We start from the raw sequence: 21,944 nt of genomic DNA on the forward strand, positions 1-21,944 counted from the left end.
AATTGGCAGAAATAACTGTTGTTGGAAGCATCAACATAGATATTGTGACCCTAACAGATCATTATCCGAATCGCGGAGAGACTATATTTGGGAAGAAGATGGAGCTGATGCCTGGAGGTAAGGGTGCCAACCAGGCTACAGCATGTGCAAGGTTAGGGAAAACGGTAAACATGGTTGGGAGCATTGGTCAGGATACCTATGGCGATATTTTATTAGATTCCCTAAAAGCCAGTAAAGTAGATATCTCCAATATCAAACGAGTAAAGGAAACATCGACTGGCTGTGCCATTATAACCATTGATAAAACAGCCGAGAACACGATGCTTGTGTTAAAAGGAGCCAATGATGAGTTATCTGTTCAGGATATCGAAGAAGCGTTCAGTGAGATCAATGACAGCAAAGTGCTTTTAGTCCAAATGGAAGTGCCTGAGAAAACGGTGATTCAATCGATGATAGAGGCAAGGAAAAGGGGGATGTTTGTCATATTGGATCCGGCACCAGCAGAGGGAATCACAGTGCGTGCTCTGGAATATGCCGATTTGATTATTCCGAATCGGCAGGAAACCAAACAGCTGACAGGTATTGATGTGACCGATATTGAGACAGCGAACAAGGCAGCCAAGTACTTTGAGCATATGGGTTTAAAACAATCCATCATTAAAATGGCCGATAAAGGATCCCTTGTATATCAAGATGGCAGATCCACATATATAGAATCAATCCCAGTCAAGGCGGTAGACACAGTTGGTGCCGGAGATTCATTTGCAGGTGCACTGGCTTGTGCGATTGCAGATGGTGAAGATCTTGTTTCCGCTGCGGAATTCGCAACCATTGTAGGGGCTTTGAAAGTTACCAAGCTGGGAGCGCAGGTGGGCATTCCTACATTGGATGAAGTGAATCAGTTCTGTTCTGAAAGGAAAATCAGTCACTATATGACGGGGAGCCGGAAAACATCTTCTGCTTGACCTGCCAGATGAAAGGAGGATTATCATGTCTGACTATCTATTGAAAATGACCCATATTAGCAAGACGTTTCCTGGAGTAAAGGCACTCGATGATGTAACCTTGGAAGTCAAACCTGGAGAGGTGCATGCGTTAATTGGGGAAAATGGAGCCGGAAAGTCTACTTTAATTAAAATCCTTTCTGGTATTTATCAGCCTGATTCTGGGGCAGAGTTTTATTTTGAAGGCAAAAAAGCGGAAATAAATAAGCCAATAGACGCCACATTAAAAGGTATTTCAATTATATACCAGGACCTGAGTTTATTCCCGAATCTATCAGTCGCTGAAAATATTTATATAGGAAGAGACAGTACAAGCAGGCCTTGGAAGAAAATCAATTGGAAGTCAGCTGAAGACATCGCGAGGAAGGCTTTGAAAGAACTTGATGTTGAAATTGATATTCATCTCCCATTGGAAAAGCTCAGCATTGCCCAGCAGCAATTGATTGAAATTGCGAGAGCCCTGGCTTTTGAGTCCAAATTAATTGTCATGGATGAGCCTACTTCTTCTCTATCAAGCGGGGAGGTAGAAAAGCTGTATAAAGTGATTAATGATTTGAAAAGCAGAGGAATCTCTATTATTTTCGTCAGTCATAAGCTAAAAGAGCTATTTACAGTCTCTGATCGGTTTACTGTCCTTAGGGATGGTAAGTATGTTGGAACTTATGAAAGCAAAGAATTAGATGAGGACCGGTTAATTCAATTAATGGTCGGAAGAACCGTTCTTTATGAAAAAAACCAATCCAGAAGTATGGCCGGTGAAACGATATTTGAAGTAGACCATCTTTCAAAGGATGGTAATTTCAAAGATATATCCTTTGAATTGAAAAAAGGAGAAGTGCTGGGAATTACAGGTTTGGTTGGTTCCGGGAGAACAGAACTTGCCCAGGCTATTTTCGGGGTAAATAAGCCCTACCAGGGAATGATCAAAATCAATGGGAAGGCGGTTTCCATTAAATCCAGTGAAGATGCAATGAAAAAGGGAATTGCTTATATTCCTGAGAGCCGGAAGACCCAGGGGCTGATTCTCGGCCAATCGATTATTAACAATATCTCATTGCCGATCTTAAAAACATTAAGAAATAAATTGGGATTAATCAACCGCAAAAAAGAAATTAAATTGGCCAATGATTACGTAAAAACCTTGGATGTGCGCCCGGCACTGCCTGAAAGGGCAGCAGGGGACCTATCTGGAGGTAATCAGCAAAAGGTTGTTATATCGAAATGGCTATCGACTAATCCTGACATACTCATTATTGATGAGCCAACAAATGGAATTGATATTGGTGCAAAAACTGAAATCCATAAACTTCTTCGCAGGCTTGCTTCTGAAGGAATGGGTGTAATCGTGATATCCTCTGAGCTTCCTGAGGTGCTGGCGGTCAGTGACCGTGTTCTTGTCATGAGACATGGGCGCGTCGCGGGAGAACTGGATATTGAAGAAGCCACTCAGGAATCTATTATGAACTTGGCATTGCTTGGTTCAGGAAATGTAAATAGAAATAAAGAGAAGGCATCATTTGTTCCAAATCAGGAGGTGCAAATGTAATGAACTCTATACTGAAGTCTAAAGAGATGAGCATTGCGGCTATTGTTATATTACTTTGCGTGATTCTGACCATCATGAGCCCGGCATTTCTAAGTCCTGGGAATATCCTCGATATTTTAAAAGGAAATGCGGTACTTGGCATCCTTGCTGTAGGAATGACGCTCATCATTATTACAGGCGGGATTGATGTTTCAGTTGCAGCTGTGACAAGTGCAGTTTGGGTTATTATTGGAAAACTGCTGGTTTTAATGCCTGATAGTCCAGTTGCTATCTTATTGCTCTTTATAATTGCACCTTTGATTGGCATCTTCTTTGGAGCTATAAATGGCTTTCTCGTCTCAAGGATTCAGATACCTGCAATCGTCGTTACACTTGGTACCATGAGCATGATTAACGGGATCGTCTTATATATCACGAATGGCCAGTATTTAAACAGTACAAGCTTTCCAAGCATATTTTTGAAGTTTGCTAACTTTAATGTGTTTGGTGTATCGATTTTAACAATAATCTTTATAGTCATTGCCATTTTCACCTGGTTTGTTCTGAAATATACCGTAATTGGCCGTGAAGTTTTGGCAATTGGCGGAAATAAAGAGTCTGCTATCCGGGTTGGAATCAACTTTGATAAAGTGCAAATATTTGTTTTCTCCTATATGGGCTTCCTGGCGGGTGTTGCAGCAATTGCCCAGCTTTCATACACAAAAGCTGTGGATCCGAATGGAATGCTTGGCTTTGAATTGACGGTTATTGCAGCCGTAGTGCTTGGCGGCGCCAATATTATGGGAGGAAGAGGCTCCATTGTTGGTACTTTCCTTGGAGTATTACTGCTGGCAATTATGGAAAACGGATTGATCCTGGCAAGAATCGACACTTTTTGGCAGCAGGTTGTTATTGGTGTTGTCATTCTATTGGCTGTTTCGTTTGACCATATCCAATATAAAAGGGCTAAGAATAAGATGGCGCGTATCGAAGTGGAAGCATAGAGAGGAGGGGATAAAATGAAATCGCTATCAAAAGAACATGTCTTAGGAATTATTGCTGTTGGGCTAATTGTCTTAATGACCATACTGGCACCAGGTTTTTTATCATCCAACAACATTAATAATATGATGTTTCAGCTGCCTGAATTTGGCCTTATTGCATTGGGAATGATGGTCGTCATAATCACTGGGGGAATTGATCTCTCCATCACCTATGTAGCAGCACTTTCCGGTGTAACCATTGCCATGATGCAAATGAATGGATACTCCATGCTTGTGGCGATTATCGTGGGTATAGCAGTTGGACTGGCATGTGGCTTTTTGAATGGCTTCATCGTTTCAAAGATAGGCGTTTCACCTATTCTCGTAACGCTGGGCACAATGGTCTTATTTGAAGGGGTAATTTTGAGTATAACAAAGGGCAGATCCATATCTGGCTTTAGTGAATCTTACAGCTTGATCGGGAATGGATATTATATGGGGATTATCCCTTTGTCAATGCTGATTTTTATCATTGTAGCCATATTAACCGGGATTATCCTGACAAAGACGGGCTGGGGACGAAGTGTTTATATGGTTGGAAGCAACCCCGTGGCTACACTTTTCTCAGGAATCAATAACAGCCGAGTCCTGATGAAAGTCTATCTTTTTGCCGCATTTATGGCGACGCTTGCATCCATCATCATGACCTCCAGGTATAACACGGCGAAAGTTGACTTAGGTTCTTCCTATCTCCTTCAAAGTGTGGCGGCTGCTGTACTTGGCGGAACCAACATCCAGGGCGGATATGGAAAGGTTATTGGAACAGTATACGCAGTTATCATATTCCAGGTTCTATCTAATGGATTGAATTTAATGGGAGTTCCAAGAGCGATAGTTGGCGTTATTACTGGAGCGATTCTCATTCTTGTGCTTGTCATTAACTTCCTTAAAGCTAAAGCAGATGAAAAGAAACAAAAAAAGCAGCAGGAAGCGGCAGCAGCGTAAAAACGATCGGGCGTCATCTGACATAGTCGGATAACCATATAAATGCAAGACTATTAAAGGGGGAAAAACGAATGAAAAGATTTTGGGTATCGTTACTATCAATGGTTTTAGCTCTTGGCCTTTTAGCTGGCTGTGTATCGCAAGAAAGTGCAGGATCCAAAAGTGAAGCATCAGACAAAAAAAGCGGCGGTGATGACAAGCTGACGATTGCTGTTGTACCGAAGCTTGTCGGTATCCCTTATTTTAACGCATCTGAAAAAGGAGCGGTAAAAGCTGGAGAAGAATTAGGCGTTGAAGTAATTTATACCGGTCCTACTGAAGCGGATGCTGCTCAGCAGGTTAAAGTTATTGAAGACTTAATCAGCCAAAATGTTGATGTTATTGCTGTTGCTCCGAATGATCCAGCATCTTTAACTCCAGTTTTAAAGAAAGCAAAAGAACAGGGCATTACGGTAATGGACTGGGATACACCAGCTGATCAGTCTGTAGTGGAACTATCTGTTCACCAAATCGATGATGAAGGTTTTGGACGCCATATCGCAAAATCCCTGATTGAACAAATGGGTACAGAAGAAGGCGAAATTGCAATCTTGACTGGCGGCCTTTCTGCAGCGAACCTAAACTCTTGGATTGACGCTGCCAAAAAAGAACTTGAAGAAAACTATCCAAATATCAAACTGGTAACGGATGTAGTTCCTACAGACGAAAAGCAGCCTGTTGCTTACCAAAAGACGCTTGATTTAATTAAAGCATATCCTGACTTAAAGGGTATCATGGCTTTCTCAACAATCGCTCCAATTGGTGCTGCACAAGCTGTACAGGAAAAAGGACTTCAAGATAAGATTGCCGTAGTTGGAACGGCTCTTCCAAATGACTCTAAGCCGTTTCTGGAAGATGGATCCCTGGATGTTGCCATCCTTTGGGAGCCGGACAAGCTTGGTTACTTAACTGTTGCTCTTGCTAAAGAACTGGCAGAAGGCAAAAACCCTGAAAATGGCCTGGATGTGCCGGCGGTTGGAAAGATTGAAGTTTGGGATGATAACAAAACGATTATCATGGGTCCTCCAACAGACTTTACAGCTGAAAATGCTGGTGACTATGATTTCTAATCGATAGAAAGAGGCGGGGAATCCAAAGTTTTTGGATTCCCCCTTTTACGTTCTTTCATAACCTGTACAGCTCCTTTTTTATACATTGAGAACGTAATGGCGAGTGTGTTATAGTATGGAAAACAAAAACAAACAAAAGTAAACAAAAACTCGTTAAAAAAAGGGGCAGGAATATAAAGTGTTAGTAGCTGAAAGGCAACAGAAGATTATCGAGCTTGTTAATATTCGTAAAAGTATTCGGGTCAGTGAATTAAGTGAGTATTTCAATGTTACAGAAGAGACGATCCGCAGGGACCTGGAGAAACTGGAAAAAGAAAATAAACTCAAAAGAAGCCACGGCGGGGCTGTCAGCATTCAGGAGGAAGACCTGGATGTATCAGAACGCGAAATTACAAATGTAAATGAAAAAAGGGCTATTGCGAATCTAGCGGCAGAGCTGGTTGAAAGCGGGGACCGAATAATCCTGGATGCGAGCACGACTGCATGGTATATGGCAAAAGTCCTTCAGAATATCCCCCTCACAGTTATTACGAACTCCATAAAAGTTTCTATAGAACTGAGCAAAAAGGACAAGATTGAAGTCATATCCACAGGGGGTAGGCTGAACACAAAATCTATGTCCTATCTAGGCCCGTTAGCGGAGCGGTCACTTGATATGTACCACGTTAATAAGTGCTTTATGTCATGTAGAGGGCTGCATTTAGAGAATGGATTAAGTGATTCAAATGAAGAGCAGGCTCTCCTTAAGAAGAAAATGGCAGAGCAGTCAGATAAGGTGATAGTCATGGTTGATTCCAGCAAGTTTGGCGTAAAGGGATTTTCTAAAATTGCACCTTTAAGCAAAGCTCGTCAGGTCATTACTGATTCAAAGATTAATCCCGGAGTTAAAACAAGATTGGAAGAAAATCAGCTAACTGTCCGTATTGCGGATATTTAAATAAACAAAAATAAAACAACACAATAATCTTTGTTTGTGTTGTTTTATTTTTGGGAAGAAAGTATAATATAAATAGAAAAATTAAGAATATTGATAACTTTGTTTGTGTGAATTATTAGAAAAATGATAGGTCGTTAATTTCATAATATAAAGGAGCATTATAAATGAGTACTGTTAATGCGAAAAGAAATATGCTGGAAGCTCCATTTTTAAAACAGATGATACAGGCAACACAGAATATGTGGAGATTAGGGTGGGATGAACGCAACGGAGGGAATGTTAGTGTAATCCTCGATGAAGAGGATGTGGCGCCATATATTGAAAAAGGGAACTCTATCCGTACAATCAGCCTGGATTTTCCGGTCCCGGAGCTTTCTGGAAAGTACTTTCTAGTAACCGCTTCAGGAAGCTACTTCAAAAATATTATCGACAATCCTGAAGAACTGCTGGGCATTATCCAGGTAGCAGATGGAGGTAATGAACTGGATATCATTTGGGGATTTGCCAATGGCGGAAAACCAACGAGCGAACTTCCGTCTCATTTCATGAGCCATATCGTCAGACTCAAGCATGATGATACTCACAGGGTGATAATGCACAACCACGCTACTAATGTTGTTGCCATGACTTTTACTCATGAATTGGATGAAGCAGCATTTACTAAATCACTATGGCAAATGGAATCAGAATGCATAATTGTATTCCCGGATGGTGTGGGGCTCCTTCCTTGGATGATACCAGGCACGACGGAGATTGGGAAAGAAACAGCAAAGAAAATGAATGAACACCGTTTAGTCGTATGGCCGCATCATGGCATTTTTGGAACAGGAAACTCCATTGATGATGCTTTTGGCTTAATCGAGACTGCCGAGAAAGCTGCGCAGATCTACATGCTGATTCAATCCCACCGTGGAGGAGTGAAACAGGTTATAACAGATGACCAGCTTTCCGTATTAGCTGAAGCTTTTGGAGTAACACCTAAACCAGGAATCCTTCAATTGACTAAATAATATTAATACATGCTGGCTGGACAGATAGTTCTGCCAGTTTTATTTCACATTAAAGTAAACGTTTCCAAAGGAGGGTGTTTCGCATGGGCAAACTCAGCCTGGCTGTCGATATTGGTGCGTCCAGCGGAAGATTGATTGCCGGACACCTTGAGGAAGGTGTACTGAAATTAGAAGAAATTTACCGTTTTGAGAATAAAATCGTTAAAAATCAGGATCAATTCTGCTGGGATGTTGATACTTTATTCATGGAAATTAAAAAGGGAATTCATGAATGCGGGAAACGGGGCTTGAAGCCTGACAGCATTGGCATTGATACATGGGCGATAGACTTTGTGCTATTGGATGAATATGACCAGCCCTTGACTGAAGCTGTATCCTATCGGGATCCTCGGACGGCAGGCATGATGGAAGAAGTATTTAAAGTGATCGAAAAGGATCAGCTCTACTTAGAGACGGGAATCCAATTTCTTACCTTTAATACGATTTATCAGCTTGAGGCGTTGAAAAGAGATAGGCCGGAAGTATTAAAAAGAGCTAAAACATTTCTCATGGTTCCTGATTATTTCAACTATTTATTAACCGGAAAAAAATCAAATGAATATACCAACGCTACCACCACGCAGCTGGTCAATGCCTTTTCAAAAAATTGGGATGCTGGCATCATCGAAAAGCTTGGAATTAATAAGGAGATATTCCAGGAAATCATGCCTCCAGGCACTGTTCTTGGGAAATTAAAGGAAGAGCTAGCTGCAGATTTTGGATTTGATCTTGAAGTCATATTACCAGCTACCCATGATACGGGATCAGCTGTAGTGGCTGTGCCTGAAGTGGAAAAAACCATATATATCAGCTCCGGAACCTGGTCCCTAATTGGCGTTGAGAACCGCTTTCCGATTTGTGTTCCTAAAGCCCACCAATATAATTATACAAATGAAGGTGGCGTGGATTACCGTTATCGGTTCCTAAAGAACATTATGGGGCTTTGGATGATCCAGGAAGTGAAGAGAAATTACAAGGACCAATATTCTTTTAGTGAACTAGTTGCGCTGGCCCGTGAGGCAACAGATTTTCATACCATTATAAATGTGGACGATGGCAGATTTTTGAAGCCTGATCATATGATTGCGGAAATCCAGGATTATTGTACGGAAAAGAACCTGCCTGTACCAGAAAAACCTGGTGAGATTGCTAAGTGTATTTTTGTTAGTTTAGCAGAAAGCTATCAAAATGCCATAATTGAAATTGAAGAGATCTTCGAACAGGAGTTTAAGACCATTAACGTAATCGGCGGAGGCTGCCAGAATGAATACTTGAACCAGCTTATTGCGGACAAGACCGGCAAAGTGGTGATCGCCGGTCCCTCAGAAGCAACAGCCATCGGAAATCTGGCTGCACAGCTCATGTCCCTGGATGAAATTATGGACCTAAAAGAGGCGAGAACCATTATTAAAAGGTCTTTTGATCTGAAGGAATTCACCCCTGCAGCATCAGAAGTCAATGAGGAGTGTGCCTTATGAAGATACAGGAGAACTACCAAAATGCAAAACTGGCTTACGAAAAATGGGGAATAAATACAGATAAAGTCCTAGAAGTTCTAAAAGCCATTCCTATTTCCATCCACTGCTGGCAAGGGGATGATATCCAGGGGTTTGAGATGAAGCAGAATGAACTTTCCGGAGGCATTGATGTTACAGGGGATTATCCGGGAAAGGCTGCCTCTCCCGAGCAATTGAGAAATGACCTGGAAAAGGCTCTTTCCCTAATACCGGGGAAACATCGTGTAAACCTGCATGCTATCTACGCAGAAACAGATGGAAAAGTGATTGAACGCGACCAATTGGAGCCAAAGTATTTTCAAAATTGGGTGGATTGGGCTAAGAAACTTGGCCTTGGATTGGATTTCAATCCTACATTATTCTCCCATGAAAAAGCAGCAGATGGATTAACACTATCCCACCCGAACGAAGAAATCAGAGAGTTCTGGATTAATCACTGTATCGCCAGCCGTAAAATTGGCGAGTACTTTGGCAGGGAACTGGGAACTCCGTGTCTGACAAATATCTGGATACCGGACGGGTATAAGGACATTCCGAGCGACCGGATGACACCGAGAGTGAGATTGAAAGAGTCATTGGATGAGATTTTTGCTGAAGAAATAGAAACTGCTTTTAATATCGATGCAATCGAGAGCAAACTATTTGGCATCGGTTCAGAGTCCTATGTTGTTGGCTCCCATGAATTTTATCTGGGATATGCCCTGAAAAATGATAAACTCTGTCTGCTTGACACGGGTCACTTTCATCCAACTGAGACAGTATCCAATAAAATATCTTCCATGCTTCTATATGCTGATCAGCTGGCATTACATGTTTCACGGCCAGTACGCTGGGATAGTGACCATGTCGTAACATTGGATGATGAGCTGCGTGAAATTGCCTTGGAGCTGGTACGCTGTAATGCTTTGGATAAAGTGAAGCTTGGACTCGATTTCTTTGACGCCAGTATTAACCGGGTAGCCGCCTGGGTCATTGGGACCCGCAATATGATCAAGGCTTTATTGTATGCGCTGCTGACCCCTGTTGATTACCTTAAAGATCTTCAGGAAAAGGGTCATTTTACGGAACGCCTGGCAATCATGGAAGAATTTAAGACATATCCATTTGGAGCAGTGTGGGATTATTACTGTGAATCAATGGGCGTGCCAGTCAAAGAGACATGGCTTGATGAAATAAATAAATATGAGGAAGAAGTTTTGTCGAAAAGATAATTGATATATTCTACAAAGAGATGGGCATTTTTGATCCATCTCTTTTCTTGTTTTCATTTCCTGTTCATATCTGGGAATTTTGTTTTTTAAAACTAAGCGTTTGGACGGTAAAAAAAATTCTGAATATTTCCAGTTTGGCTGTCGTTTAGTAGGGAAATGATTTAATAAGCTTATAAAAGAAAGGGGTGAGTTCCCTGAGGCCCTTATTTGGAACAGTAGAGTATTTCGAACAAAAGATTGAAGCGTGCCTTTCCAATAAAAAAATTAATAAAAATAAAGAAAGGCATTTAAGGGATATCGTTAAAAAGCTTGAAAAAGAAATCCGTCATGATTTTACCTGTCACGAAAGAATCAGGAAAGAATGCCTCGATAATCTCTTTAAAGTATTCAAAAAAACTGCCGCCATGCAGTGAAAAAGGCGGCAGTGGGTTTGGCTATGGCTTTCTTCCTTCTTTGTTTACTTATTATAATCCCACATAATCGTCCATTCATCTTTTTCTTTCCCCAAAAAGATATCCTGCTCGATATCAAAATTTCCATATTTCCCTTTGAACGTTTGGATAACTGTAAGCTTATAAACATCCTTGATGGCGGTGTCCTCCTTGGACATCCTCCAGGATTTAAGCTTTTCAGGTTTGCTGAGTGTGTATGTAAATGTATCTACACCAAAGTGGTTCATAAAAACGTGGGCACGGTCCTGGATATAATGGCCCTTCGTGAATTTCTTTTTCATACTGGGGTGAAAAAGCTCCCAAGACGAGGAGAATTCTCCCTCCTGTTCATAGGAGTAGAACTCTTCAGCCGTTTCTTTAGCTTGCATCTCGGACGATGAGAATAGGAATTTGAAAGCAAACAGGATCATAGCCGCCAAAACCAGTCCGAAGCTGATTTTAAGGATTGTTTTCTGCTGGTGTTTTTTAAATCCCATGAATAACGCTCCCTTATATAGGTTGTATGCTTTTATCCTATTCGAATGCTGGGTGATAAATGAGAAAAGGTGCTGAGAATAATTTGAGTCAGTTTAGTTATGGGTGGACTCAAATAAAAAGAACACCTTTTTTAGCAGGTGCTCTCTGTAATATTACTTAGTATTTTATCGGTTTCGCATAAAAAATAAATCTTTGGGGTGCATTGCCAAGGTAGCTGAAAGGATAGCAGGTTGTAACAGTCAGAATCTCATCAGGAGATGTGCTTTTTATGATTGTGCGGTCATCTGCGTCGACTATTTTCGTATCGTAAATTTCATAGGAAAATTCTCCATAGGGGAGCTTTACGGTAAAGATATCCCCTAATTCCAATTGATCGAATTGCCGGAAGACAGTATCCCGATGGCCGGACAGAACGATCTGATCCTTTTGGGTGGGAAATGCCGTTCCGGGGTAATGCCCAACACCGGCCGCAAGCTGCTCTTCATCTGTTCCTTCGATAATGGGGATATCCTTTTTCAGTTTTGGAACGGTGAGTAGGCCAATTGTCTCATTCGGCTTAAAATCCATGCTGATGGGTTCATCCGCCTTCGAAGCTCCTAAAACCTCTAGTGCTTCTTCTTTTTTCTCCTCCGTCTGAACCTGTGAATCTCGTATCTGCCATAATGAATAACCTGTTAGAACAGCTCCTGCAAGCAATAAAAATAGGACCGCATATTTCAACTCTATCACCCTTGAAAAATATATTTTTTACGACAAAAATCGCGATATACAACTGCTTATTTATAGTATATATTTCTTATATAAATAGAGATAGTAAAATTTTACATTAAAGGGAGCAGTGAGAATGCTTAAAAGAAAGTGGTTACATTTAGCAGTTGTTTTAACCATGATTTTCTCATTTTTCAGTCCGGCTGCCAATGCAGAAGAAAGCGAGGATCCTTCGACTGCCATTGACCTGCTGAATCCAATCTATCAAAAAGGGCAAGTCATTCTAAAATGGAAAACCCTATCCGAAACAGATGCCAATGAAACATTCACGATCATCAAGAACCACCAGGAAACATCCATCCTTGCAGAACTAAAAGCATCTTCAAACCTGGATGGAAAAGTTATAAAGGAATATGAGTATATAGATACAGATATTCAATCAGATATGACTTATACATACGCAGTCAAGAAGGGAGAAGATCAGGCTGTCAGTGCCTCCAAGCAGGTCACATCAGCCGAGGCGAAGGAAAGTGACAAAGAACATACGGAAGAGGCTGCCGAAGATTCCAAGCCATCCTCTGAAAAGCCTTCCGAAACCGATGAAAGTAAAGAACCACAAGATAATGCCGGGGAAACAAAAGCTGAGCAGGAAAAAACGGAACCAGCAGCTGGACAGCCTTCAGCAGAAGAGGCGGGAATTTCTTTTCAAGATGCTAATTTTGAGAAGCTGATCCGGTTCGCAATCGGGAAAGCAGAGGGCGTCATTTTAAAAGATGACCTCATCGGATTAACCTCGTTGGAGATTCATAACAGCTATGGCGATATTACCAGCTTAAAAGGGCTCGAAAATGCAGTGAATTTAGAGACGCTAACAATTGAAAACATTTCTCTTACAGACCTTTCAGCTCTGAAGGACCTAAACAAACTGACCTCCGTGAAATTAGTGTCTCTGCCTGTATCCAATATTGATGTTCTTTTATCATTGCCGCAATTGGAAAAGGTGGAAGCAGGTTATCTGGACCTGGATTTGGGAACTTCATCCGTTCTTGAAAATCTGGTTTCAAAGGGAGTAACTGTTGAAACACTTGAAGAAGACTCATCGTTTTTACTCACAGCTTACCGGATCACAGAATCGTCCGCGCAGATTTCATGGGGAATGTATAATAGCGATACGGTGGAAGAGTACAAATTATATGTGAATGGAAAACTGGAAAAAACGTTAGACGGCGGAGTATACGAATATCACTTATCAGGTCTTGATGACACAAAAGCTTATGAAGTGAAAGTGGAGGCCCTAAAAGGCGGCAAGGTGCTTGCAAGCCAGGTGCATTCTTTTACAACCCTCTCTGCCCCCCAGGGTAAAAAGGCAGCCATCTCAGATGAGAATCTGCTTCGTGCCATTCAGGAGGAACTGGGGCTGAAACGGGAACTGTATAAAAGTGACCTGGAACGTCTAACCTCTCTTGCTGCGCCAAACATGGACATTAAGTCCTTAAAAGGACTTGAAGATGCTGTCAACCTGGATCATTTGGTGATATACGGTAACCAAATTCAGGACTTAACTCCATTAGCCGGCTTGAAAAAACTTATTATTCTGGATATGGGAGACAATCCGCTTTCAGACACAACTGTTTTAAGAAACTTAAATAATGTGGCAAACCTTGATTTATCCTACACAGATATAAAGGATTTTACCTTTTTAAAAGATTTGGGGAAATTGCAGGTTGTTTATCTATACGGAAATCTGCAAATTGAAGAACATGCCCCTTCCCTGGCGGTAATAGAGGCTCTGCAAGCCAAAGGTGTTGAGGTCTATCTTGATATACAGGAAAATGTGAATCTCGAAATTTACCCGACCTTTGTAAACGAATCAAGAATTGGACTTGAATGGGGATATTGGACAGAGGACGAGGAGGACTATTCTTATCCGGACAAATATGTGTTTATCTTTGATGGGGAAGAAGAGGAGCTATCAGGAAACACCACATCGAAAATCATTGAAAATCTTAAACCTGATACCACATACAGCCTTAAGGTGAAAGCTTATGAAAATGGAAAATTGATTGGAAGAGCAGCATTGGATGTGACGACTAAGAAGCCGCCTTCCGGGAAAGTGATTCATTTTAAAGATAAAAACTTGGAAAAAGCCATTAAGGAAGCGTTGGGATTAGTCAGGGATGTACAGGAGAGCGATATGCTTGATGTCACCAGTCTCTATCTTGGCGCAGCTTCCATTAAGAACTTGTCAGGTATTGAGAACGCCGTGAATCTTGAGTTTCTCTCTTTATGGGGGAACGAGATCAGTGACCTCACCCCGCTTAGCAGTCTCGTTAAGCTAATTGAGCTTGATCTGGATGATAATCCGATTTCAAGTTTAAAGCCGCTTGTTTCTTTGAAAAACTTGACCGGGCTGTTTTTATCGAACACGAATGTAAAAGATTATTCACCTTTAAATCAGCTTGTAAATTTGAATTACCTTTTCCTGTCTTCAAACGGAATGACAGCAATCCCTAATCTTTCAAATCTGACTAAACTGGAATTCTTAGTTTTGGATAATAATAACCTGTCTGATTTAAAGGGAATAGAAGGTCTCCGAAATCTTATGCTTCTTGATGTCAGCTATAATCCATTATCTGATCTGTCTGCTCTGAGCAGCATCAGCCTTTATGCTCTAAATGTTTCTTATACGGAAGTTACGGACCTTAAGTGGGCTAAGCCATTAGGGACACTGCAATCTTTAAGTATCGATGGCAACCGTATCGAGGATTTAGGCCCTCTGGTTCATCTGAAAAATTTGGTTGAGCTTAGTGCCAATGAGCTTCCAATTACGGATATCCGCGTGTTATTGGAGCTGCCAAATCTGCAATATGTAAGTCTTTATAACAATGAACTGCTCGATATATCTGAAGGGTCAGAAGCCATGCGTGTAATTGAAGAGCTTGAAGCTAAAGGTGTATATGTTGAATATGGAAATTACAGCGAAGAAGGCCACCTATACTTCGATTGGATTGATACAACCAGCACATCGATTGAAACGTCATGGGTATATGAAGGGGAAGAAGACATCACAAGCTACCGCATCTATTTAAACGGAGAATTGGTTGATGAAATTGATTCCTCGAAAACTAGCTATACGTTTGAAGACCTTGAACCAGGAACGCCATATGAAATTACCCTGGAGGCTTATGCTGGAGAGGAGCCCGTTGACTATGCCTGGGAATATGTTTGGACAGCAAGTGAAGACTTCTATTTTACCGATATGAAAACAGATGCAGATTCCATTGAAGCTTTCTGGACATACGATGGTGACGAAGAGATTTCCGGCTATAATGTCTATTTAGATGGTGAGTATATGGATTCCCTGGATTCTGACAGCAGCAGCTATCTTTTTGAAGAATTACTGTCCGATACGAACTACCGCATCACAATCGAAGCATTGAATGCTGAAGGAATGGTTATTGCTCAGGCATCCGCAAATGTCGCTACAGATCGTGAAGGGGTGCCTGGAGGAGAAAATCCGGGTGAGGACCCTGGAGAGGGTGATTCAGATAGTGGCCCTGTCCCGGGTAAAACACCAGCACCTGGTGGAAAGGCAGAGCCAAAACCTGCTGATAAAGGGAAATATATTTCAGTAGAAGAAAAGAAAGCAGCTAAAGGCAGTAAGCTCCCTAATACCGCAACCAGCCATTACAATTTATTAGCCATGGGTCTAATGACCTTGCTTGCGGGTTCGCTATTGTTTATTTACACTCAGCGAAGAAAAAGAGCATAAGGTATTCGCAAAAAGCCCTATGAAGAGATTGTCTTCATAGGGCTTTTACTATTGTAAATTACGTTTACTTGAAAAGTGCAGAATAAAAGACCCTGTAAGTATAAACAAGGTCTTTGCATGCAGCTTTCTAATTTTCTTATATCTATATCAATCCATTTTGTTAATGCATCTGCTTCTTGCTAAAAAGAATCAGCTTGCCTTATTCCCAATCTATTTTTTATAAACACTGCCATCTTGTATACAAACCCCCGCGAAGGTAAGAATGTATGGAAAAAGGAGGCGGGGGAATTGTACAGATTCGTATTTTTGATAGTTTGGTGCAGTGTTATTTTCATAAGTACTTGCTCAGCAAGCTTAGAGAACATTTTAGAGAATGGAACTATTGAATTTAACTGGACGGCTAGTCCATCTTATACCGATCTTTTCAATCCGGTGCCAGCCAGCCCGTCTCTAGCATTCTGGCTGCGGAAACTGGGGCATGCTTTTGTCTTCCTCATTCTAACTGTTGCGTTGTTTTTGCTGAAAGGAAATCTGACTTTTTCTGGCCTATCTGCTTTTTCTTTTGCAGTCTCGACAGAGATTCTTCAGCTGTTTTTTACAAGAGATGGAAGATTATTTGATGTGGCCTTTGATTCTTTCGGAATTGTACTTGCTCTACTTCTATTGGTGGTTATGTTAAGGCTTAAAAAAAGAGCAGAGACGGTTTATTGCTTAGATGAATAGCTTTTTACGAGGATAATTCAGGACTTTTACATAAGTGCTTCCTTCCTTGCTTTTAAAAAACTTTATTCCAACCAGCTTTAAAGGTGTATAAATTTCTTTCATATGTACTAAAGGCATGTTAATCAGCTCCTATAATTTAGAATATTAACTCTATTATACCTTAATAACGAACACTATTGTTTATATAGTTCTCTAAAAAAAACGACAAAATTTTTGTTTTAGTGTTTATAGTTTTTTAAAATGGGTACTAGTGTGTTGTTGCCTGAATTTAAAACTTTTTTTGAAATGGACAAATAATGTCTAAAAAGAAGAGCAGGGCAGCCGATAATACTAAAGGGCAAAATTACTGAAAGGTAATGACGCAAAGCTAAAGGGGCCTCTATCTCGATGGTAAGGCCAGCCAGCTGCCATCAAATGTAAAGGAGCTAATTTTTTGATGTCAAAATCTATTTGGATCACACCTGAGGAAATTAAGAGAAGAAAGAGGATAAAGAAAAAGGTACTTTATATATCCTTTTTGTTCTTCACCGTAATTCTTAGTGCCATGGTCACCATATTAGCCAGCAAAGTATAATACATAGCAAACACAGCCATCCATTGTCGAGATGGCTGTTTCTTATTGTTTTGAAAGGCTCTTTTCTCATTATTGGCCATGGTCCTTCATATATATATTGTGTGGTGCTGTGAACAGATGAATGGGGGAGAAGCCTTGGGGTCAAAGCATGACAACAGCAGAAAGATTTTGAAAAGCACTTGGCTTTGGTTTACTGTGGCAGGTGTGGTTATTCTTTTTGGAGTGTTTTACTTTATTGGCTCCAATACAGCGAAAACTGAATTAAATGGAAAAAAGGTTGGGCTTGAAGAATTGGTGAAAAAAATAGAGGAGCGGGAAGTCTTATTAGGTGAGTTAAAAAACAAGACTGAAAGCCAGACAAAAGAAGTGGCAGATATTCAGAAAGAAATTCAGGAGATGGAAAAGGAAAAGAATGAAGCTCTTAGAATAATAGAAAATAAAAGCCGGGCAGAAGAAGAAATGAAAGAGCTGCAAAAGCAAGTGGAAAAGAGCCATAAAGAGTTGAGTAACTTAACTGAAGAAATCAAAGCGAAAAAGGCAGAACTGGCTGCTGTTGAAGGGGAAATCATTGAAAAGAAACAAGAGCCCAAAGTTTTACCTGCCGGTTTCTTTACCGTTGGCAAGGATTTGCCAGCGGGACGTTATAAGGTGGTTGCTCAAAGCGGTTTCGGAAACTTCTTTGTTAATAGCGGTTCAAAGGTCAATATCATTCTTGGTGATGCAGAAATAGGAGTAATCGAGTACGTTTTTTACGCTGATGAAGGTGATGAAATCGAATCTGCGTTATCCGCCAAATTTATACCAGTGGAATGATAGATTGGCAGGGGTGTGCCCAGATTCATTATCTGGGCTTTTTTTATTGCTCCATTATTAATATCAATCAAACATTTGAATGAAAAACTGGTACCATTTCAGTGGTAACATAAGCGGAGAAAATGGTAATATGTTGGAAGGAGGGATTTGCATGAAAAGGGTGTTTTTTCTAGTTATTTCTATATTCATTTTGGCCTTTTTGGGTGGATGCAACAAAGAAATTAAGCCGCAAGACCGCTTTAAACAATATGTGGAGCATTGGAACAAACAGGAATTTGAAAAGATGTATGAGTTCCTGTCTGATGACGCCAAAAAATCCATCAGTAAAGAGGATTATGTTAATCGGTATAAAAAAGTGTACAAGGACTTGGAGATCAGCAATTTAAAGGTTACATATAAACCAGATATGGAAAAGGAATATAAGAAGGAAGAAAAGGCAGCTCTTCCATTTTCGGCAAGCATGGACAGTGCCGCCGGAAAGATCGATTTCACTCATGATGCCAATCTTGTGAAAGAGGAAAAAGAGGATGAGGAAAATTGGTTTGTAGCCTGGGATACGACCTATATTTTCCCAGAGCTGGGGCCTGAGGATAAAATCTCTTACTCTGCTGTGCCTTCACAGAGAGGCGATATTGTGGACCGGACGGGAGACCCGCTTGCCTTAAATGGAACCCTATACGAGATCGGGGTCGTTCCTGAGCAGATGGAGGGCCAAAAGGAGCAAACCATTAAGGGGCTATCTGAAGCACTGGATATTTCAGAGGAGCAGATTAATAAAAATCTGAATGCCAGCTGGGTGCAGCCCGGTTATTTCGTGCCATTGAAGAAGGTTTCTCCTGATGATAAAGATACGCTTGATAAAGTATTTGCCCTGAAGGGTGTATTGAAGCAGGATGTAAAAGGCAGAATTTATCCATTTGGAGAGGCAGCTGCCCATCTGATTGGCTATGTGGGGCCAATCAACGCAGATGAACTGAAAAAGCAGGAAGGAAAAGGCTACTCCAGCACCGATCTTATCGGTAAGAGAGGGCTCGAGCAGGTTCTTGAAGAACGGTTGAAAGGTACTAACGGAGTAAAAATAGGCATCGAGAAAAAGGACGGCTCAGAAGTCGTGCTGGCTGAAAAGCCGGTAGAAAACGGGGAAACTATTCAGCTGACAATTGATATTACCCTTCAAAGGGATTTATACAACGAGATGGAAGGAAGTCCTGGAACAGCTGCCGCTATTGACCCTGTTACAGGAGAAACCCTTGCTTTAGTCAGCAGCCCAAGCTTTGACCCAAACCAGGCATCGCTCGGATTCTCGGGGGAGGAATGGAAGGCGCTTGAGGGAAATAAGAATATGCCGCTTATGAATCGTTTCAAACAAACATACGCACCAGGCTCTGTCATGAAGCCAATCACTGGAGCAGTTGGATTGTTGGAAGGAACGCTGACACTTGACGAAACCATTAATGTAAAAGGTCTGAAGTGGCAAAAAAGCAAATCCTGGGGCAGTTATCAAGTCACCAGGGTCAAGGATCCAAATGCTCCAGTTAATTTTGAAAAAGCCATGATGTATTCCGACAATATTTACTTTGCCAAGGAAGCATTGGACTTAGGAAAGGATAAGTTTTCGGCCGGCCTGAAGAAATTTGGATTTGAAGAAGAAATGCCATACGCATTCCCGCTGGAGCCATCCCAAATCGGAAGTCTGGACAGTGAAATTAAACTCGCCGATTCCGGTTATGGCCAGGCTGAGGTAGAAATGAATATCCTCCACCTTGCAGCTTCATATACACCGTTCATTAATAAAGGTTCATTAATCAAACCTGTGTTGATGGAAGAGGAAGAAAAGAGCCAGGTATGGAAGGAAAACATCATAAGCGAAGAAACTGCCAAAACGGTTGAATCCGCCATGATTAAAGTCGTCCAGGATCCTTCCGGAACTGCACGCTCTGCAAACATGAAAGACTATCCCCTTGCAGGGAAAACCGGAACAGCCGAATTAAAACGAAGTGCGGATGAAAAAGGGCAGGAAAATGGCCTCTTTGTTGCCTACAATCCGGAATCTCCGAAGCTCCTAATGGCTATGATGATTGAAGGAGTGGAAGACAAGGGCGGTTCTAAAGTGGTTGTGGAGAAAGTGAAGAAAGCATTTGAAAAGCATAAAGATCGGTTTTAATCACAGAAGGTGAAGCGGGAGCTGCTTCACCTTTTTTTCATTTTTTTGAAGTATGTTCCTGTTAAATGTTTTGAATACAGGCTTTATATTTTTTACCGTGCATAAGAAGACTTTGTGCTTCCTAGGAATATGTTGGAAGATACCTAAAGGGCATTTGAATATTAATAAGAAAATCCCCTTCCAAAATGGAAGGGGATATGTCCATGCAATCTCCAAATGTGCATATGGGAATACGATGATAATTATAGATATTGCTGAATTTGGAGTCAAAGAAAAAGCTTTGTGCAGCTTCTAACGCAATAAAGAATTGATTTATTTCAATTCAAGATGTGCCTTCAATTCATTTTGAACTCTTTGCTGCTCATCGCTTGAAACAATCAGGTACCAGATATTATTTATTGTCTGCCCATTGCCAGATATGGTCATTTGTTCAATATTCCCGGCTGCATCTCTATAATTCTTTTGAATATCTTTCATTTCGGCAAATGTCATATTGGTGCGCACATTTTTGCCAAGTGCTCCAAAAATATCATCAAAGTTTGTCAGGGAGTTCACGCTTATTCCCTTTTTAATAACACCTTGGATAATTTGGCGCTGGCGATCCTGGCGTCCAAAGTCTCCATTGGGGTCTTGCTTTCTCATCTGGACATATGCTAAAGCAGCGTCACCATCAAGATTGTTGGCTCCTTCAGCAAATTGATGGCCGCCTTGATTAAATGCTAGTGAGCTATTAACTGTAATTCCTCCAACAGCATCTACAATATCTTTAAAACCTTCCATATTCACTTTAATATAGTAATCTAGCGGAATGTCCAGGAAGTTTTCGACTGTTGCCATCGACATTTCCTCATTGCCAAATGCATAAGCATGGTTGATTTTATCCTCAGTTCCTGTTCCAATAATCTCTGTTCTGGTATCACGAGGAATGCTGAGCATCTTAATGGATTTATCATTTGGATTAACGGTAAGAACAATCATTGTATCCGAGCGGCCTTTATCGCCTGAGCGCTCATCCACACCGAGCATCAATACAGAGAACGGCTCTCTTTTTTCCAGCGTAATTTTCTCAGGCCGTTTATCTGATTTTTCCCGGTCAATTGGCTGGTGCATTGTTTCCACAGCATCTGTCAGAGACTTGTATACCATAAAGGCATAACCTCCGCCACCTATCAATAACACTAAAAATACGATCCCTAATACCTTCGGCCATTTCGGCTTTTTCTTCCTTTTTTCGGCACGCATCTATTATATCCTCCACGTTTTTACAAGAATTGTAATCCTGCTAACTAGAATATCAAATAATTATAAAAATGAATAGAAAATTTTTGAAATACCTGCAGTCTGCAGGTAAAAAGATATAAATAATCTTAATAAGGAAAGCATTTATTAAAAAGATAACACATGAATCAAAAGTTAAGGTGGGAGTATTCACGTATTTATGTATAGATGCCTGCATTATGAGCACAAAAAAAAGCTCCTAAATTAGAGCCTTTTTGTATCTTTTTTATTTAATTTGGACTAACCATACTCCCAATTCCTCGTCAAAGAACGGCTCGGATGCAGCATGAAGGACATGCTGATTATCGGAGTCTATAAAAGGGGTGCCGTCCGGATGAAACATGCGAAACCTGTCACCTATTTGAATAGTGTGATATTCCGTCTCCTCCCAATTTCCATCTTTATGCACTTCGATTTTGTGAAGCTCCATTTCCTCCATTACCAGCACCTCCAAGTTCGGTTTTCCCATTCAATTAAAGGTTATCCAGAATTATACATTTCCATTCGTTTTTGGAACGAATTTTTAAATTCTCTTAACATCATATGACAAAAATTAAACATATATTTCTATTAGTATATTTTTCTGCAAATTTCGCATTGTGAATTGTAAGATTTATAGATAAAATAAGTAATGGTGTCAAAT

General features: G+C 40.8%; 20 protein-coding genes and 1 riboswitch. Of the genes, 15 read left to right on the top strand and 5 right to left on the bottom strand.

What is annotated here, in order from left to right; genetic code table 11:
• Positions 1-2: 2 nt before the first annotated feature.
• The 10 genes from rbsK (at position 3) to AC6CHU_RS10065 (ending at position 10,753) form a co-directional block, all read left to right on the top strand.
• Entirely contained in the window at positions 3-965 is a 963-nt protein-coding gene (rbsK, locus tag AC6CHU_RS10020) for a ribokinase (RefSeq protein WP_498121429.1), read from the top strand.
• Between the two features lie 25 nt (positions 966-990).
• Positions 991-2,550: a sugar ABC transporter ATP-binding protein gene (locus tag AC6CHU_RS10025; protein WP_498121431.1), complete on the top strand. Its 1,560-nt coding sequence runs from the start codon at positions 991-993 to the stop codon at positions 2,548-2,550.
• Positions 2,550-3,533, top strand: a complete 984-nt coding sequence (locus AC6CHU_RS10030) for an ABC transporter permease (protein ID WP_498121433.1) — start codon at positions 2,550-2,552, stop codon at positions 3,531-3,533. Before AC6CHU_RS10025 ends, AC6CHU_RS10030 begins: the two co-directional genes overlap by 1 nt.
• A 15-nt stretch (positions 3,534-3,548) precedes the next feature.
• A complete protein-coding gene (locus AC6CHU_RS10035) occupies positions 3,549-4,517 on the top strand; it encodes an ABC transporter permease (protein WP_498121435.1) in 969 nt (322 codons plus the stop codon).
• Positions 4,518-4,588: 71 nt separating this feature from the next.
• Positions 4,589-5,626 carry an autoinducer 2 ABC transporter substrate-binding protein gene (locus AC6CHU_RS10040; RefSeq protein ID WP_498121437.1) on the top strand — a complete coding sequence of 346 codons (1,038 nt, stop codon included), beginning with the start codon at positions 4,589-4,591 and terminating at the stop codon, positions 5,624-5,626.
• A gap of 178 nt (positions 5,627-5,804) precedes the next feature.
• Positions 5,805-6,563, top strand: coding sequence for a DeoR/GlpR family DNA-binding transcription regulator (locus AC6CHU_RS10045; protein ID WP_498121439.1), 759 nt, complete (start codon positions 5,805-5,807; stop codon positions 6,561-6,563).
• A gap of 164 nt (positions 6,564-6,727) precedes the next feature.
• Entirely contained in the window at positions 6,728-7,573 is an 846-nt protein-coding gene (gene rhaD / locus AC6CHU_RS10050; RefSeq protein ID WP_498121441.1) for a rhamnulose-1-phosphate aldolase, read from the top strand.
• Between the two features lie 83 nt (positions 7,574-7,656).
• Positions 7,657-9,090, top strand: a complete 1,434-nt coding sequence (gene rhaB, locus AC6CHU_RS10055; protein WP_498121443.1) for a rhamnulokinase — start codon at positions 7,657-7,659, stop codon at positions 9,088-9,090.
• Entirely contained in the window at positions 9,087-10,340 is a 1,254-nt protein-coding gene (gene rhaA / locus AC6CHU_RS10060; protein ID WP_498121445.1) for an L-rhamnose isomerase, read from the top strand. Before rhaB ends, rhaA begins: the two co-directional genes overlap by 4 nt.
• 185 nt (positions 10,341-10,525) lie before the next feature.
• Complete coding sequence (locus tag AC6CHU_RS10065; RefSeq protein WP_498121447.1) at positions 10,526-10,753, top strand: hypothetical protein; 228 nt, start codon at positions 10,526-10,528, stop codon at positions 10,751-10,753.
• Positions 10,754-10,797: 44 nt separating this feature from the next.
• Here the strand turns inward: AC6CHU_RS10065 and AC6CHU_RS10070 are convergent, their stop codons facing one another.
• Both AC6CHU_RS10070 and srtD read right to left on the bottom strand, forming a co-directional pair.
• Positions 10,798-11,268 carry a hypothetical protein gene (locus tag AC6CHU_RS10070; protein WP_498121449.1) on the bottom strand — a complete coding sequence of 157 codons (471 nt, stop codon included), beginning with the start codon at positions 11,266-11,268 and terminating at the stop codon, positions 10,798-10,800.
• A gap of 157 nt (positions 11,269-11,425) precedes the next feature.
• A complete protein-coding gene (gene srtD, locus AC6CHU_RS10075; RefSeq protein ID WP_498121451.1) occupies positions 11,426-11,989 on the bottom strand; it encodes a class D sortase, LPxTATN-specific in 564 nt (187 codons plus the stop codon).
• Positions 11,990-12,113: 124 nt separating this feature from the next.
• On the opposite strand from srtD, the gene AC6CHU_RS10080 reads away from it, so the two are divergent.
• Positions 12,114-15,749, top strand: coding sequence for a leucine-rich repeat domain-containing protein (locus AC6CHU_RS10080; protein WP_498121453.1), 3,636 nt, complete (start codon positions 12,114-12,116; stop codon positions 15,747-15,749).
• A gap of 288 nt (positions 15,750-16,037) precedes the next feature.
• Positions 16,038-16,472, top strand: coding sequence for a VanZ family protein (locus tag AC6CHU_RS10085; protein WP_498121455.1), 435 nt, complete (start codon positions 16,038-16,040; stop codon positions 16,470-16,472).
• Here AC6CHU_RS10085 and AC6CHU_RS10090 read toward each other — a convergent pair.
• Positions 16,461-16,589, bottom strand: coding sequence for a hypothetical protein (locus AC6CHU_RS10090; protein ID WP_498121457.1), 129 nt, complete (start codon positions 16,587-16,589; stop codon positions 16,461-16,463). The two genes, AC6CHU_RS10085 and AC6CHU_RS10090, sit on opposite strands and share 12 nt — an antisense overlap.
• Positions 16,590-16,798: 209 nt before the next feature.
• A riboswitch (cyclic di-GMP riboswitch) is annotated at positions 16,799-16,884 on the top strand.
• Between the two features lie 24 nt (positions 16,885-16,908).
• Between AC6CHU_RS10090 and AC6CHU_RS10095 the strand changes: the two genes are divergently transcribed.
• From AC6CHU_RS10095 to AC6CHU_RS10105, 3 genes are all read left to right on the top strand, one after another.
• Entirely contained in the window at positions 16,909-17,046 is a 138-nt protein-coding gene (locus AC6CHU_RS10095; RefSeq protein WP_498121458.1) for a hypothetical protein, read from the top strand.
• A 135-nt stretch (positions 17,047-17,181) separates the two neighbouring features.
• Entirely contained in the window at positions 17,182-17,859 is a 678-nt protein-coding gene (locus AC6CHU_RS10100) for a hypothetical protein (RefSeq protein ID WP_498121460.1), read from the top strand.
• 151 nt (positions 17,860-18,010) lie between these two features.
• A complete protein-coding gene (locus AC6CHU_RS10105) occupies positions 18,011-20,023 on the top strand; it encodes a penicillin-binding transpeptidase domain-containing protein (RefSeq protein WP_498121462.1) in 2,013 nt (670 codons plus the stop codon).
• 312 nt (positions 20,024-20,335) lie between these two features.
• Here AC6CHU_RS10105 and tagU read toward each other — a convergent pair whose 3' ends face one another.
• Both tagU and AC6CHU_RS10115 read right to left on the bottom strand, forming a co-directional pair.
• Entirely contained in the window at positions 20,336-21,265 is a 930-nt protein-coding gene (gene tagU, locus AC6CHU_RS10110; RefSeq protein WP_498121464.1) for a polyisoprenyl-teichoic acid--peptidoglycan teichoic acid transferase TagU, read from the bottom strand.
• A 262-nt stretch (positions 21,266-21,527) separates the two neighbouring features.
• Positions 21,528-21,770: a hypothetical protein gene (locus AC6CHU_RS10115; RefSeq protein WP_498121466.1), complete on the bottom strand. Its 243-nt coding sequence runs from the start codon at positions 21,768-21,770 to the stop codon at positions 21,528-21,530.
• Positions 21,771-21,944 lie beyond the last annotated feature (174 nt).

The sequence above is a fragment of the Cytobacillus sp. GQ23 genome (assembly GCF_059758675.1).